Source organism: Aureimonas populi (genome assembly GCF_017815515.1).
GTDB classification, from domain to species: domain Bacteria; phylum Pseudomonadota; class Alphaproteobacteria; order Rhizobiales; family Rhizobiaceae; genus Aureimonas; species Aureimonas populi.
In genome coordinates this window covers 85,169-100,496 of the sequence record NZ_CP072611.1, presented here as the reverse complement: position 1 = coordinate 100,496, position 15,328 = coordinate 85,169, and the positions used below count along the sequence as shown (strand labels likewise).

The window sequence follows — 15,328 nt, the reverse complement described above, 5'->3', positions numbered from 1 at the left end:
GATCCCGCGGCCTTTTCATGTCATCCGCCGAAGAGGCCCCGGAAGAGGGAGCGGTCGATGGAGCGTCCCCCGCCGACCGGGCCTTCCAGCACCGCGTCCGGCGGAAGCTCGTCCCGGCGCACTACGCGCGCGGGCGGTTCCACGGGCACCGGCTCGTAGCCGTATTCGGGCGGGGGCGCGCCATAGCCGCCGTCCCCGTAGGGGTCCTGCGGCCCGCGCGCATAAGCGCCGTCGGGCTGCGGGGCCGGCTGCTCGGACGGGGGCAGGGCCGCATAGCCTTCGTCCTGCCCGCCGCGCACGGTGGGAAGCTCCTGCTGCTGCCCGTTGTCCACCAGCCCCTCGCCGCCCAGCGGGCGGCCATAGGGATCGACCGGATTGCCGTATTGGTCGACATAGTTGCCCCACTGGTCGATGAAGACCTGCACCGGCTCTTCCGGCAGGCCCGGCTGCGCGGGCGGCTCGCCGATCCGGTAGTCGCCCGGCAAGGGCACGGGCGGCAGGCCCTCATGGGCGGCGACCATGAAGGTTTTCCAGGCCTCGGCCGGCAGCGCGCCGCCCGTGACCTGGCGCATGGGCGCGCCATTGTCGTTGCCGAACCAGACACCGGTGGTCAGGTTGGCCGTGTAGCCGACGAACCAGGCGTCCTTGAAGTCCTGCGTGGTGCCCGTCTTGCCGGCGGCCTGCCAGCCCTCCAGCGCCGCGCGCCGGCCCGTGCCGTTGGTGACGACGCGGCTGAGCATGGCGTTCATCATCCCCGCGATATCGGCGGTGACGATGACCGGCGGCACTTCCGCACCGCGCTCGTAAAGCACCTTTCCCGAGACGGTGGTGACGCGGTTCACCAGATGCGGCGTGGCCTGGTAGCCGCCATTGGCGAAGGGGGCGAAGGCGCCCGTCAACTCCAGCAGCGAGACCTCGGCCGTGCCGAGGGCGATGGAGGCGTTCTCCTGCATGGGCGAGTTGATGCCCATGCGCTTGGCGGTTTCCACCACCTGCGCCGGCCCGACCTCGGCCGTGAGCTGCGCGGCGATGGTGTTCAGCGAGGAGGCCAGCGCGTCGGCGATCGTCACCTGCCCGCGGAACTTGTTGTCGTAGTTCGACGGGCTCCAGTTGCCGATGCGCGTGGGCGCGTCGTTGACGATATTCTCGGGCCGCCAGCCATATTCGAGCGCGGTGGCGTAGACGAAGGGCTTGAAGGTGGAGCCCGGCTGGCGCTTGGCGTCCACCGCGCGGTTGAACTGGCTCTCATTGTAGTCCCGGCCGCCGACGATGGCGCGGATCGCGCCGGTGCCGTCCAGCGCCACCAGCGCGCCCTGCGTGACGTTCTGCGTGGCGCCGTCGATGGTCTCGCGGATGACGGTCTCGGCCTGCTTTTCGAGGCTCAGGTCGATCGTGGTCTCCACCACCACGTCCTCGGCGATGTCCGGGGCGAGGTTGCGCAGGTCGCGCATCACCATGTCGGCGGCGTAGTGCTCGCCCCCCGTCCAATAGGCGCGGGCGGTGGTGGGCTCCTCGGCGCGGGCGGCTTCCAGCTCGGCCTCGGTGATGAAACCGGCCTCGCGCATGGATTGCAGAACCACCATGGCACGCGCCTTGGCGCCGTCGGGGTTTCGCACCGGCGTCAGGCGCGAGGGAGCCTGCAGGACGCCGGCGAGCGTGGCGGCCTCCGTCAGCGTCACTTCGGAGGCGTTCTTGTCGAAATAGCGACGGGCGGCGGCCTGCACGCCAGTGGCGCCGGAGCCGAAATAGACGCGGTTGAGATACATCTCCAGGATCTGGTCCTTGGAGAACTTGGCCTCCAGCCACAGCGAAAGGACGGCTTCCTGGATCTTGCGCTGGATGGTCTGCTCGGGCGTGAGGAAGACGTTCTTGGCGAGCTGCTGGGTCAGCGTGGAGCCGCCCTGCACGGTGTTGCCCGCCGCCATGTTCTCGAAGAAGGCGCGTGCGATGCCGATGGGATCGACGCCGAGATGGTTGTAGAAGCGCCGGTCCTCGATGGCGATCACCGCCTGCGGGATGTAGGGGCTCATCTGGTCGAGCGAGACGGCCTCGCCGCCGGTCAGGCCGCGATCGGCCAGAAGCTCGCCATCGTACGAGACGATCTTCACGTTGGGCGGCCGGTCCGGAACGACCCAGGCCTCCTGCGGCAGGGTCATGGCGAAATAGCCGACGATGCCCGCCACGGCGACCGCGCCCCAGAACGCCACGACGAGCGCCAGACGAGCGATATGGCCGAAGAAAGTGCGGCGCTTGCGCGGCGGGCGGCCGAAGAAGCCGCCTCCGCCTCCGCCTCCCTGTCCGGCCGGCGTCCTGCCCTTGCGGGCGGTGCGGGAGGGGGACGGGGCGCCGGACGGGCCGGCCTTGGCGCGGGCCGCCTTGTCCTGCGCGGGCACGGCGCGGTCGTCGGCCGACAGGCGGAAGTCCTCGCCAGAGGCGGGCTCGCCCCCGAATGTCGGCTCGATTCGCGTTTGCCTGCGCTGAAGCGCCATCGGCCAGACCCCCTTACATGCCCGGCGGGAGGAGCCATGCGCCGCCCCGCTTCCCGCACCCCTCTATCGCCCGCGTCCGGAAAAGTCCGGCCGAAAACGCGCCATCATGCCGCTTCAGCCTGAATTCACCCTGAACGGCGCAAGGCAAGCGGCCCGCTCCGGTTCCGGATCGTCTTTGCCGCGCCAGGGCGCAACAAATCGAATCCGGCCGGCGAGCGGGCCAGCGAAATCGGAAGGCGATCCCCGCTTCGATGCCTCTACGGAACGGCGTGGACGAAAAATGCGGCGATTTGACGGGGTTGGGCGATCAGAGCCCGAAGCGCTTCGGGCGCAGAAGCCCCTGCTCGATCTCACGCTGGCGGCGCTCCAGATCGGTGCGCGAGCTGGACTGTTCCAGATAGGCGCGTTCGATGTCCTGCTGGCTGCGGACCGAAAAAGCGCCACGCAGGGCGCTGCGAATGTTCATGATGCTGTTTCCCTTGTTTTCGCAGGGGAAATAAGAATTGCCCATGAGGGCCGCAACTCGGCATCGCGCATGCGAGCCATGCAGAAAGGCGAAGGGGGCACCGGCCGACCGGCGCCCCCCTTCGAATCAGGAGTTGGCGAAAGCGGCGAGGTCGGCGGTCAACCGATCCTTCTCGGTGAAGTGCAGCCCATGCGGCGCGCCGTCATAAGTGATCAGTCGCGCACCCGGAATCATCTCGGCGGCCCGCTTGCCGGAGGATTGGAAGGGCACGGTCTGGTCCGAGGTGCCGTGGATGACGAGCGTCGGGACGTTGAAATGAGCCATGTCGGGCCGGAAGTCGGTGCGCCCGAACGCGTCCACGCAGGCGATGGTCGCCGGCAGCGAGGCCTGCATCGCCAGCATCAGCGTCCAGTCGAGCACCTCCTGAGAGACCTCGAAATTGAGCAGCCCAGCGCCGAAGAACTTCTTGCCGAAGCCGGCCAGGAAATGCGGCCGGTCCTTCTCCAGCTCCGCGATGAAACCGTCGAAGGTGGAGCCGTCGACGCCGTCCGGATTGTCGTCGGTCTTCAGAAGGAAGGGTGGCACCGCGGCCACCAGCACGGTCTTGGCCACGCGCTTGCCGCCATGGCGCGACATGTAGCGGGCCACCTCGCCGCCGCCCATGGAGAAGCCCACCAGCGTGGCGTCCTGCAGGTCCAGTGCCTCCAGAAGGGCGGCCAGATCGTCCGACAGCGTGTCGTAGTCGTAGCCGCTGAAGGGCTGGTCGGACCGGCCGAAACCGCGCCGGTCGTATGAGATCACGCGCAAGCCCTGGCCGGCGAGGCCGAGCGCCTGGTCCTCCCACATGTCGGCGTTCAGCGGCCAGCCGTGGATCAGGACGATGGGGCGGCCCGTGCCCCAGTCCTTGTAGAAGAGATCAACGCCGTCTTTGGTCTGGACGAAGCCCATGCCCGTCTCCTTCGATTGGTTCGAGGAGCGGGAATGCGCCGTTGCCCGGCGGAGTTCCGCCGGGCGCGTCGGCGCCAGCGGGCCCGTGGCTCAGAAAAGATCGAGCGAGAAGCGGCGCGACACGCCGATGCCTGCGGTGAACTGGTTGGCGCTGCCGACCCGCACGATGGGCGAATCCTCCGCATCTCCCACGAGCCGCTCGTAGCCGGCCTCGAGATTCAGGAACCAGTCCGGCCGGAACTCGTAGCGGGCCGAGGCTTCCAGCCCCACCGAATAGAAACCGCCATCGGCCTCGTAGGCCTCCAGCCTGCCCAGCGAAGCCATGCTCTCGGCCGGCGAGACGGAGAAGTAGGTCTGCACGTAATCGTCCGAGGCGAGGCTGGCGCGGGGGCCGACCTTCAGCTCCAGCACCTCCGTTGGACGGACGATGGCATGCACCCCGAAGCCGCCGACGAAGCCCTCGGCCTCGCCGAAGGCATAGCGTGCCTCGCCGAAGACCTCGGCGCCGTAGACGGCGTTGAAATTGAACTCGTAGCCGGCGCGCAGGCCGACTTCGTAGGTGCGGTCCAGCTCCCGCGTGCCGGCGAGATCCTCATGGTCGGACGGGTCCCGCTCGCCGATGAAGCGGAAGGAGGGCGCCAGCGAGAAAGCCGTCTTCGGGCCGCCGCCGATCTCGAACAGGCCCGGAAGGCTCAAATACGAGAGCGAGACGATGGGGAAGGGGGAAAGGATATACTCGTCCGAGCCCAGGAAACGCGGCTGCACCTGCCCGCCGATGCCAAGTTCGATGACGAGATCGGCGTTGTTGGCGATCGCCACCTGCGAGGTGTCCAGAACGTAAGGGTCGGCGGCCAAGGCGGGGGAGGCGACGAGGATGCCGGCAAGGCCGGCGGCGAGGCGATGGATGGACAAGGGATGTCTCCGGCAGCGAGTGCGCACACGGGGCGCCTCCGATCGACCTTCGTCTTCGCAGGCCCCCCCGGAACACGGCAATCGCTTTCGCGCGCCGCTTAGCCGCTGGGGGCTGCTTTTGCGGGCGGCCGTTGCATGTGGGCCACGCGCGCCTTGTCGGGCGCCCGGCGGGGCGTTAGCCTTTACCAAGGGCGGGATTGGGCCTGTCCCGAGGGAGAGATTCGATGAAGAAGATGTTCGCCGGAGCGGCCGTGGGCATGGCCGCGCTGATCGCCGCAATCGTGCCCGCGCGCGCGCAGTCCGACTTCCCCACCCAACCGATCACGCTCGTCGTTCCTTTCGCGGCGGGTGGCTCGACCGATCTCGTCGGGCGCCTCGTGGCACAGAGGATGAGCCAGGAGCTCGGCCAGCAGGTGCTGGTGGACAACCGCGCCGGGGCGGGCGGCAATCTGGGCGCGACGGCCGTGGCGCAGGCGCAGCCGGACGGCTACACGATCCTGATGGGCACCATCGCCACCCACGCCCTGTCCGCTTCGCTCTATTCGAACCCGCCCTTCGACCCGGTGGAGGATTTCGAGCCCATCGCCTGGCTCGTCACCGTGCCGAACGTGCTGGCGGTGAACCCGCAATTTCCGGCGCAGACCGTGGAAGAGCTGGTCGCGCTCCTGAAGGAGAACCCGGACGAGTATGTCTACGCCTCCTCCGGCAACGGCTCGCCGCTGCACCTCTCGGGCGAATTGTTCAAGGCGCTGGCCGAGGTGGACATGGTGCATGTGCCCTATCAGGGCTCCGGCCCGGCGCTGGTGGACGTGATCGGCGGGCAGGTGCCGATCATCTTCGACAATCTTCCCTCCTCTACCGAGCCGATCAAGAGCGGGCAGCTCCGGGCTCTTGCCGTGACGACCACCGAGCGCGCTGCGACCTTCCCGGATGTGCCGACCATGCAGGAAGCGGGCATCGAGGGCTACGAGACCAATACGTGGAACGCCTTGTTCGCGCCGGCCGGCACGCCGCCGGAAGTCGTCGCGAAGCTCACCGAGGCGGCGTTGGCCGCCGTGGCGGACCCCGGTGTGGCGGCGCGCCTGGAGGAAGTGGGCGCGATCATCGTGGGAGCGGGACCGGAGGAACTCGGCGAGCACGTGCGGGCCGAGGTGGAGCGCTGGGCGCCGGTGGTGGAACGCGCCGGCGCGCGCATGGACTGACGCGAAATCGGGGGCAGGTTCCGGCCTGCCCCTTCCATACGGAAAGAATGCATGGACATCGTTCTCTACGGCATCCGCAATTGCGACACGGTGAAGAAGGCCCGCGCCTTCCTCGACGGGCGCGGCGTCGCCTACCGCTTCCACGATTTCAAGACCGAGGGTGTCGAGAGGGCGCGGCTCGAGCGCTGGTGCGCCGAGGCGGGCTGGGAAACGGTGCTGAACCGCGCGGGCACCACTTTCCGCAAGCTTCCCGAGGAGGAGAAGCAGGGGCTCGACGGCACCAGGGCCGTGGCCCTGATGCTGGCCCAGCCCTCGATGATCAAGCGCCCGGTGCTGGAGGCGGGCGGAGAGCTGCGTGTGGGCTTCAAGCCGGAGACGTATGAGGCGATCGCCTCCTGAAGGCGCTCGCCCGATCGTTTCAGGCCTCGGGAGCCCGATAGCGCCGTTCCGTTTCCAACGGCTCGCATCCCCTTGTCCTGCGCTGTTCGTCATCCCGGCCCTGAGCCGGGACCCGTGCCGTTCCCTTCATCCGTCCAATCCGTGGTTGCAGAAGCGGCTTGTACCGCTTGGCGTGCTCTCCCGCTCAAGGCCGGGATGACGATCGGAGAGGCAAGGGTGGACGCTCCCGCGGCGGCCACCCTCGTCCATGGGTGTCTTCAGATCGCGGCTTTATCGCCCAGCGCGGCCAGCACGCGCGCCCAGGAGCGCTGGCCCTTGGCGAAGGAGCTCATCTCGTATTTCTCGTTGGGCGAGTGGATGCGGTCGTCGTCGAGGCCGAAGCCGATGAGGAGCGAGGGCATGCCGAGGCGGTCCTTGAACTCGCCGACGACGGGGATCGAGCCGCCCATGCCGATCATCACGGCCGGCTTGCCCCATTCCTCCGTCAGCGCCTGGCGGGCATTCTGGATCAGCGCGGAATCGTAGGGGAGCTGGATCGCGGCCGAGCCGCCATGCTCGTGGAACTCCACTTCGCAGTCGGCCGGAATGCGCGCGCGCACGAAGTCGCGGAAGTTCTCGCGGATGGCGACCGGGTCCTGGTCGAAGACGAGGCGGAAGGAGACCTTGGCGTGGGCCTGTGCCGCGATCACCGTCTTGAACCCCTTGCCAGTGTAGCCGCCCTCGATGCCGTTGAACTCGGCGGTCGGGCGCGCCCAGACCTGCTCCAGCACCGTGCGGCCCTTCTCGCCCGAGGGAACCCAAAGGCCGATCTCGCCGAGGAACTCAGATTCGCTGAAGCCCAGGCCGTCCCAGATAGCGCGCATCTCGTCCGAAATGTCGGGCACGCCGTCGTAGAAGCCGGGAATGGTGACACGCCCGTCCGCGTCGTGGATGTCGGCCAGGATGCGCGAGAGGATGCGGATGGGATTGGCGGCCGCGCCCCCGTAATGGCCCGAGTGCAGGTCGCGCGTGGCGGCCTTCACGGTGATCTCCTCGCCCACGAGGCCGCGCAGGCTGGTGGAGATCGCCGGGGTCTCGCGGTTCCACATGGAGGTGTCGCAGACGAGCGCCACGTCGGCCGTCAGCTCCGCGCGGTTGGCCTCGAGGAAGGGGATGAGCGAAGGCGAGCCAGATTCCTCCTCGCCTTCCAGGAAAATCGTCACCCGGCAGGGCAGGGTGCCCGTCTCGCCGATGAAGGCGCGGCAGGCCTCCACGAAGGTCATGAGCTGGCCCTTGTCGTCCGCCGAGCCGCGCCCGGTGATGCGCCGGGTGCCGTCCGGCATCTCCTTCACCTGCGGATCGAAGGGGTCCGTTTCCCACAGGTTCAGCGGGTCGACCGGCTGCACGTCGTAATGGCCGTAGAAGAGCACGTGCGGCTTGTCTAGCCCGGCGCCGCCGTGATGGGCGACGACCATGGGATGGCCGGTCGTCTCGCGGATCTGCGCCTCGAAGCCGATGGCGGAAAGGTCGGCCGCCAGCCATTCGGCGGCGCGGCGCACCTCCTGCGCATAGGCGGGGTCGGTGGAGATGGAGGGAATGCGCAGAAGGTCCTTCAGCCGCTCGAGCGAGGCGTCGAGCTCGCGGTCGAGGCAGGTCAGAACGCTATCGAGGGCGGGCATGAAGACTCCTTGCGAATGGGCCGGCCGCGCCGGCGAATGCGAAGGATGGTCTAGAACAGCGCGCGGCCGAGCGAAACGCCCTTTACCAAGGGCGCCTTACGGCCTATGGCCCGATTGCAACAGTTCCAAAGAAGGAAGAGCCCCAAAAACAGAAAAAGGCCGCCGCGGACTGGAGGGGGATTGTCGCGACGGCCCTTTCTGGTAAAGCGGAAATCCCGAGAGGGGGGAATGGGACTTCCGCTCATTATCCGGCGTCGAAAGCGGGGGACGAGCTTTGCGCCGAACACGACGCTATCGTCGCGTCGTTGCATCCTAAATGCGCCTTCCCGGCAATGGGTTCAAGACACTGCGATCACATCCGCGTGATCGCGCGGTTAAACTCTCGTAAGAATCGTAACGTCTTTCACGGCCTCGTGTTTTCGAGCCAGCCGATGGCGCGCAGCATCGGGCCGCGTCAGCGCCCGATGGACTCCCGCCCGACGCCGCGATACGAGCATGGCCCATGCAAAAGGGCGATCATCTCTTCCTCGTCGACGGCTCGGCCTACATCTTCCGCGCCTATCACGCGCTGCCGCCGCTCACACGAAAGTCGGACGGGCTGCCCGTGGGCGCGGTCTCCGGCTTCTGCAACATGCTGTGGAAGCTGGTGGAGGAGTCTCGCGACACCTCGGTCGGGGTCGCTCCCACCCATTTCGCGGTGATCTTCGATCATTCCTCCACCACCTTCCGCAATGCGCTCTACGACCAGTACAAGGCCAACCGCGCCGCGCCGCCCGAAGATCTCGTGCCCCAGTTCGCGCTGATCCGCGAGGCGGTGCGGGCCTTCGACCTGCCCTGCATCGAGAAGCAGGGCTTCGAGGCGGACGACCTCATCGCGGCCTATACGCGCCAGGCGCTGGAGGCGGGCGGGGACGTGACCATCGTCTCCTCCGACAAGGACCTGATGCAGCTCGTCGGCCCCTGCGTGACGCTCTACGACCAGATGAAGGACAAGCGCCTCGGCCCGCAGGAGGTGTTCGACAAGTTCGGCGTCTATCCGGACAAGATGATCGACCTTCAGGCGCTGGTCGGCGACAGTTCTGACAATGTGCCGGGCGTGCCGGGCATCGGCCCGAAGACCGCGGCCAAGCTGCTGGAGGAGTTCGGCACGCTGGAGGCGCTTCTGGAGCGCGCCGCGGAGGTGAAGGCGGCCAAGTGCCGGGAGAACCTGATCGCCTTCGCCGAGCAGGCGCGCCTTTCCAAGCGCCTCGTCACGCTGGACCAGAACACGCCGCTGGACGTGCCGCTCGCCGATCTCTTCATCCACGAGCCGGATGGGGAGAAGCTCGTCTCCTACCTCAAGGCGATGGAGTTCACGACGCTGACGCGGCGCGTCTCCGCACGCCTGGGCACCGATGCCTCCGAGGTGAAGGCGGCCGACATCAAGGTGGACGGGCCCGCGCGCGGGCCTGATCTCGACGCCAGCGCCCCGCCGCCGGCCGGCGATGGGGCGCTGGCCCTGTCGCCACAGGCCTTCTCGGTTGCGCGCCTTGCCGAGATGGCCGCGTCCAGCTTCGACCGCTCCGCCTATGTCACCATCCGCGACGCCGACACGCTCAAGCGCTGGATCGCGCGCGCCTACGAGACGGGGCTCCTGTCCTTCGACATCGAGACCACCGCGCTCGACGCGATGAACGCCGATATCGTGGGCTTCGCGCTGGCCGTGGCGCCGGGCGAAGCGGCCTATGTGCCGGTGGCGCACGTGCACGAGGGGGAGGGCGACCTTCTGGGCGGCGGCGAGGGCGCGCAGGGGCCGGGCGAGCAGCTATCGCCCGGCGCGGCGCTCGACCTCCTGAAGGGGCCGCTGGAGGATGCGAGCCTCCTGAAGATCGGCCAGAACTTCAAATACGACTATCTCGTGCTCCTGCGGCACGGCGTCGCCGTCTCGCCCTTCGACGACACGATGCTCATCTCCTACGCGCTCGACGCCTCCTCCTCGCTGGAGGGGCACGGGATGGACGAGTTGTCCGAGCGGTTCCTCGGCCACAAGCCCATCTCCTACAAGGAGCTTTGCGGCTCGGGGAAGGGCGCGAAGGCCATCGCCGCCTGCCCGGTGGAGAAGGTGACGGAGTACGCCGCCGAGGACGCGGACGTGACGCTGCGCCTGTGGATGGCGCTCAAGCCCCGCCTCGTCGCCGAGGGGCTGTCCCATGTCTATGAGCGGCTGGAGCGCCCGCTGGTGCCGGTGCTGGCGCGCATGGAACGGCGCGGCATCAAGACCGACCGGCAGATCCTCTCGCGCCTGTCGGGCCGCTTCGCGCAGAAGGCCGCGAGCCTGGAGTTCGACGTCCATGCCATGGCGGGCGAGCCCTTCAACCTCGGCAGCCCCAAGCAGCTCGGCGAAATCCTCTTCGGCAAGCTCGGCCTGCCGGGCGGCAAGAAGACGCGCACGGGGCAGTGGTCCACCGATGCGCGCACGCTGGAGGATCTGGCGCTGGAGGGCCACGATCTGCCGCGCCGCATCGTGGAGTGGCGCCAGCTCACCAAGCTGAAGGGCACCTATACGGACGCGTTGCCGCTGCACATGGATGGCGAGAGCCGCATCCACACCTCCTTCTCCATGGCCTCCACCACAACGGGGCGGCTCTCCTCCACCGAGCCGAACCTCCAGAACATTCCCATCCGCACCGAGGAGGGGCGGGCGATTCGCACCGCCTTCGTGGCGGCAGAGGGGCACAAGCTCCTTTCGGCGGACTACAGCCAGATCGAGCTGCGCATCCTGGCCCACATGGCCGAGATTCCCCAGCTCGTGGAGGCATTCCGCGAGGGCACGGACATTCACGCCATGACGGCTTCCGAGATGTTCGGCGTGCCCGTGGAGGGAATGCCCTCGGATGTGCGCCGGCGGGCCAAGGCCATCAATTTCGGCATCATCTACGGCATTTCGGCCTTCGGGCTGGCGGCCCAGCTCTCCATCCCGCGCGAGGAGGCCGGCCTCTACATCAAGCGCTATTTCGAGCGCTTTCCCGGCATCCGCGACTACATGGACCGCACCAAGGCCGAAGCGCGCGAGAAGGGCTATGTGGAGACCCTGTTCGGCCGGCGGGCGCACTATCCCGACATCCGCCATGCCAACCCCAGCGTGCGCGCGGCGGTGGAGCGGGCGGCGATCAACGCGCCCATCCAGGGAACGGCCGCAGACGTCATCCGCCGCGCCATGGTGCGCATGGAGGACGCGCTGAAGGCCGAGAGGCTGGAGGCGAAGATGCTTCTCCAGGTGCACGACGAACTCGTCTTCGAGGTGCCGGACGAGGAGGTGGAGCGCGCGATCCCCGTGATCCGCGCCGTCATGGAAAAGGCCGCCGAGCCGGTGGTGGAACTGAAGGTGCCGCTCGTCGTCGATGCGCGCGCGGCGCAGAACTGGGAGGAAGCCCATTGACCGCCGACATGCGCGAACGCCTCATCGTCGGCCTCGACCTGCCGGACCGCGAAAGCGCCGAGGCAATGGTGGGGCGGCTCGGCGACACGGTGTCCTTCTACAAGATCGGCTACCAGCTCGCCTATGCGAAGGGCGGGCTCGAATTCGTCTCCGAGCTGGCGGCCTCGGGCCGTAAGGTGTTCCTCGACCTCAAGCTGCTGGATATCGACAATACGGTGGAGAAGGGGGTGGAAAGCGTCCTGCATCTGGGCGCCTCCATGCTCACCGTCCACGCCTATCCGCACGCCATGCGCGCGGCGGCGAGAGCCGCGCGGGGCACGGGCCTGACCGTTCTGGGCGTCACGGTGCTGACCTCTCTCGACGAGGCGGGGCTGGCCGAGGCGGGCTACGAGACCGGCGTCGAGGCGCTGGTGGAGCGTCGGGCGCGGCAGGCGCGTGAGATCGGCGTCGGCCTCGTGGCCTCGGCGGCGGAGGCGCGCGCCATCCGCGCGATCGTGGGGCCCGAGCTGGCGCTGGTCACGCCCGGCATTCGGCCGAAGGGCGCCGAGGCGGGCGACCAGAAGCGCGTCGTGACGCCGTCCGATGCGCTCGCGGCCGGGGCGTCGCATCTGGTCGTCGCCCGTCCCATCATCGCCGCGCCGGACCCGAAGGCGGCGGCGCAGGCCATTCTCGCCGAGATGAGCCGCTGAATTTTCAACGCAGGAGGAGAAACCCACATGCCCAAGGCCTATTGGATCGCCCGCATCGACGTGCGCGAGCCGGAGCGCTACCCGGACTACATCGCCGCCGCCAAGCCCGCCATGGAGCGCTATGGCGCGAAGTTCCTGGCGCGGGGCGGCCCCTTCGTGGAATGCGAGGGCACGGCGCGCAAGCGCAACGTGGTGATCGAGTTCGCCTCCATGGAGGATGCGCAGGCCTGCTACGAGAGCCCGGAATACCAGGCGGCCCGCGCCATCCGCGAGGAGATCGCCGACGGGGAACTGGTCCTGGTCGAAGGCGCCTGATCCAGCAGGGCGTTCGGGCCTGTTTCGCGTGGGCGGCAAAAGAGGTGGACGAAACCGCCCGGCCGGTGGAAACGTTGTAACCGACCGGGGCCTTTCGCCGGGATGAAAGCTGGGAGCGGATGTTGTACCAGTTCTTCGAATGGAGCCACGCGGCCATGGCGCCTCTGCGGGCCGTGGCCGACGCCACCCGTTTGCTCTACCGCGACCCGCTGAACCCGCTTTCGCAAACCCATCTGGGGCGAACCGTCGCGGCCTCGGCCGAGCTGTTCGAGCGCGCGACGCGGGTCTATGGCAAGCCCGAATTCGGGCTGGAGGAGACGCTGGTGGGCGGGCTTCGCGTTCCCGTCGCCGACCGCACGGTCTGGGAAAAGCCGTTCTGCCGGCTGCTTCATTTCGACCGCGCCCTTCCCGAGGGCAAGGATCGCAGCCCCCGCCTGCTCATCGTCGCGCCCATGTCCGGCCACTACGCCACGCTCCTGCGCGGCACCGTGGAAGCGCTGCTCCCCCACGCCGAAATCTACATCACCGACTGGTCGGACGCGCGGCAGGTGCCTCTTTCCGACGGCCGGTTCGATCTCGACGACTATGTCGACTACCTTATCGAGATGCTGCATTTCCTTGGCCCCGATACGCATGTGGTGGGCGTGTGCCAGCCGGCGGTGCCGGTGCTGATGGCCGTGGGGGTTATGGAGCAGCGCGGCGACGAATGCGCGCCCTCCTCCATGACGCTGATGGGCGGGCCAATCGACACGCGCGTCAGCCCCACCGGCGTCGACAAGCTGGCCAAGGACCGGGGCATCGACTGGTTTCGCGACAATGTCATCATGACCGTGCCGTTTCCCCAGCCGGGCTTCATGCGCCCGGTCTATCCCGGCTTCCTGCAACTCACCGGCTTCATGTCGATGAATCTCGACCGGCACCTCACCTCGCACAAGGATTTCTTCTGGCACCTTGTGAAGGGCGACGGGGATTCGGCAGAGAAGCACCGCGCCTTCTACGACGAATATAACGCCGTGATGGACCTGACCGCCGAGTTCTACCTGCAAACGGTGGAGGAGGTGTTCATCAAGCACTCGCTGCCCAAAGGCGAGATCACCCATCGCGGGGAGAGGATCGACCTGTCGAAGGTCAAGCGCACCGCGCTTTTCACCGTGGAAGGCGAAAACGACGACATTTCGGGCGTCGGCCAGACGATGGCGGCGCACGACCTCTGCTCCTCGCTGCCGCAGGACAAGCGCGTGCACTACCTGCAACCCGGCGTCGGCCATTACGGTGTCTTCAACGGCTCGCGCTTCCGCTCCGAGATCGCTCCGCGCATCATGGATTTCGCGCTGACGCACGGGCGCCCGGCAAAGGGGCGCAAGTCGCGGCCGGGCAAAGGCGGGCAGCGCTGACGCCCGCTCCTTATTGAAGGCGGGGCTTCCACTTCCCATCTCGAAAGCGGAGCCGGGCGCAATCCGGCTCAGTCCCCGCTTCGATAGACAAGGGAAGCCCGACATGCGCTCACAGGCCCTGATTCGTCCTGCCTGGACACCGGCGACCATCGCGCTGATGGTCCTCGGTTTCATCGTATACTGGCCACTCGGCCTTGCCGTTCTCGCCTATATTCTCTGGGGCGACCGGCTGGAAGCCTTCCGCACCGATGTCAGCCGGTCCACCGACCGGGTGGTCGGCGCGTTCCGCCGCTCCGGCGCCAACCTGCCCTTCGGCGCGGACCGCACCGGCAATGTTGCGTTCGACGACTGGCGCGAGAAGGAACTGGCGCGGCTCGAAGCAGAGCGCGCGCGACTGAACGATGCGGCGGCGGAGTTCGCCTCCTACGCCCGCGAGCTGCGGCGCGCCAAGGACCAGGAGGAGTTCGACCGCTTCATGGCAGCGCGGCGCCACGGCGACATTGAGACGGCCGAGCCCGCTCGCTGAAGCCGTCCCTCGCAAGACCAAGCAGGATGGGCCGCGATCGCCAAGCGATCGCGGCCTCTTCGCGTCCGCCTCTGGCGGGTGCGGGCGCGGGGGTGTAATCCTGCGGTCGGATATTCTGTCGGCTCGGGGAAGCACGGGATGAAGGGAGCGCTGGCCAGACTGCTGCGGGCACGCGGTCGCCCCGCCGCACCCTCCTTCCCGGCCGAGTTCGAGATCGCAGGTCGCGCGGTGCCGCTCCGGGTGCGCGAGCATCCCACGGCGCGCCGGATCGTCATGCGGCTCTCGCCCTGCGGCGGCATGTTGAGGATCACCGTTCCGCGCCGCACCTCCTCGCAGGCGCTTCTTTCCTTTCTCGACCGACACAGCGCCTGGGCCGATGCGCGGCTGGCGAGCGCCGGCGGCGCTCGTGGCGTGGTCGACGGGGCCTTTCTGCCCCTTCGCGGGCGCGACGTCCTCATCCGACACGAACCGGCGCGCCGGACCGCCCGGCTCGACGAGGCGGGCGGGGTGATCCTTGTGGGCGGCGCGCCGGAGCACCTGCCGCGCCGTGTGCGCGACTGCCTCATCCGGGAGGCGCGCCGCGACCTCGAGGCAGCGGTAGCGTGCCATTCGGCCAGCCTCGGCATCCGCCCGGCGGCCATGGCGCTGAAGGACACGCGCAGCCGCTGGGGCTCCTGCTCGGCCGAGCGCCGGCTCTCCTTCTCCTGGCGCATCGTCATGGCGCCGCCGCATGTGCTGGACTATCTAGCCGCGCATGAGGTGGCGCATCTGAAGGAGATGAACCACGGGCCGGATTTCTGGGCCCTGTGCCGCACGCTGTGCCCGCGAATGGACGAGGGGCGCGACTGGCTGAAGCGACATGGCGCGTCGCTCCATGCCGTGCGTTTCGACTGACGCGCCTTTACCCCGCGC

Annotated in this window: 13 protein-coding genes; 8 read left to right on the top strand and 5 right to left on the bottom strand. The window is 68.2% G+C overall.

The genetic code is table 11. The features are described 5' to 3' along the window. Positions 1–20: 20 nt before the first annotated feature. From J7654_RS00470 to J7654_RS00455, 4 genes are all read right to left on the bottom strand, one after another. The gene (locus J7654_RS00470) at positions 21–2,489 is read right to left on the bottom strand and encodes a transglycosylase domain-containing protein (protein WP_209737326.1); all 2,469 of its coding nucleotides are present in this window, start codon (positions 2,487–2,489) and stop codon (positions 21–23) included. A gap of 307 nt (positions 2,490–2,796) precedes the next feature. Further along, positions 2,797–2,955, bottom strand: a complete 159-nt coding sequence (locus J7654_RS00465) for a DUF3563 domain-containing protein (RefSeq protein WP_209737325.1) — start codon at positions 2,953–2,955, stop codon at positions 2,797–2,799. A gap of 126 nt (positions 2,956–3,081) precedes the next feature. Next, complete coding sequence (locus tag J7654_RS00460; protein ID WP_209737324.1) at positions 3,082–3,903, bottom strand: alpha/beta fold hydrolase; 822 nt, start codon at positions 3,901–3,903, stop codon at positions 3,082–3,084. Positions 3,904–3,993: 90 nt separating this feature from the next. Then, entirely contained in the window at positions 3,994–4,815 is an 822-nt protein-coding gene (locus tag J7654_RS00455; protein WP_245195574.1) for a MipA/OmpV family protein, read from the bottom strand. A gap of 224 nt (positions 4,816–5,039) precedes the next feature. On the opposite strand from J7654_RS00455, the gene J7654_RS00450 reads away from it, so the two are divergent. Continuing rightward, the gene (locus J7654_RS00450; RefSeq protein ID WP_209737323.1) at positions 5,040–6,017 is read left to right on the top strand and encodes a Bug family tripartite tricarboxylate transporter substrate binding protein; all 978 of its coding nucleotides are present in this window, start codon (positions 5,040–5,042) and stop codon (positions 6,015–6,017) included. Positions 6,018–6,068: 51 nt separating this feature from the next. After that, positions 6,069–6,416 (top strand): ArsC family reductase, encoded by a 348-nt coding sequence (locus J7654_RS00445; RefSeq protein WP_209737322.1) that lies wholly within the window; start codon positions 6,069–6,071, stop codon positions 6,414–6,416. A 257-nt stretch (positions 6,417–6,673) separates the two neighbouring features. Here J7654_RS00445 and J7654_RS00440 read toward each other — a convergent pair whose 3' ends face one another. Further along, on the bottom strand, positions 6,674–8,074 hold the full coding sequence (locus tag J7654_RS00440; protein ID WP_209737321.1) for a dipeptidase: 1,401 nt from the start codon (positions 8,072–8,074) through the stop codon (positions 6,674–6,676). Positions 8,075–8,576: 502 nt separating this feature from the next. On the opposite strand from J7654_RS00440, the gene polA reads away from it, so the two are divergent. The 6 genes from polA (at position 8,577) to J7654_RS00410 (ending at position 15,310) form a co-directional block, all read left to right on the top strand. After that, positions 8,577–11,492, top strand: coding sequence for a DNA polymerase I (polA, locus tag J7654_RS00435; RefSeq protein WP_209737320.1), 2,916 nt, complete (start codon positions 8,577–8,579; stop codon positions 11,490–11,492). Positions 11,493–11,500: 8 nt separating this feature from the next. Continuing rightward, the gene (gene pyrF / locus J7654_RS00430) at positions 11,501–12,181 is read left to right on the top strand and encodes an orotidine-5'-phosphate decarboxylase (RefSeq protein WP_377946567.1); all 681 of its coding nucleotides are present in this window, start codon (positions 11,501–11,503) and stop codon (positions 12,179–12,181) included. A gap of 27 nt (positions 12,182–12,208) precedes the next feature. After that, positions 12,209–12,496: a DUF1330 domain-containing protein gene (locus tag J7654_RS00425; RefSeq protein ID WP_209737318.1), complete on the top strand. Its 288-nt coding sequence runs from the start codon at positions 12,209–12,211 to the stop codon at positions 12,494–12,496. Between the two features lie 119 nt (positions 12,497–12,615). Then, complete coding sequence (locus J7654_RS00420; RefSeq protein WP_209737317.1) at positions 12,616–13,890, top strand: polyhydroxyalkanoate depolymerase; 1,275 nt, start codon at positions 12,616–12,618, stop codon at positions 13,888–13,890. Positions 13,891–13,993: 103 nt separating this feature from the next. Next, a complete protein-coding gene (locus J7654_RS00415) occupies positions 13,994–14,416 on the top strand; it encodes a DUF2852 domain-containing protein (RefSeq protein WP_209737316.1) in 423 nt (140 codons plus the stop codon). Positions 14,417–14,554: 138 nt separating this feature from the next. Then, entirely contained in the window at positions 14,555–15,310 is a 756-nt protein-coding gene (locus J7654_RS00410; RefSeq protein WP_209737315.1) for a M48 family metallopeptidase, read from the top strand. The last annotated feature ends 18 nt before the right edge of the window (positions 15,311–15,328 follow it).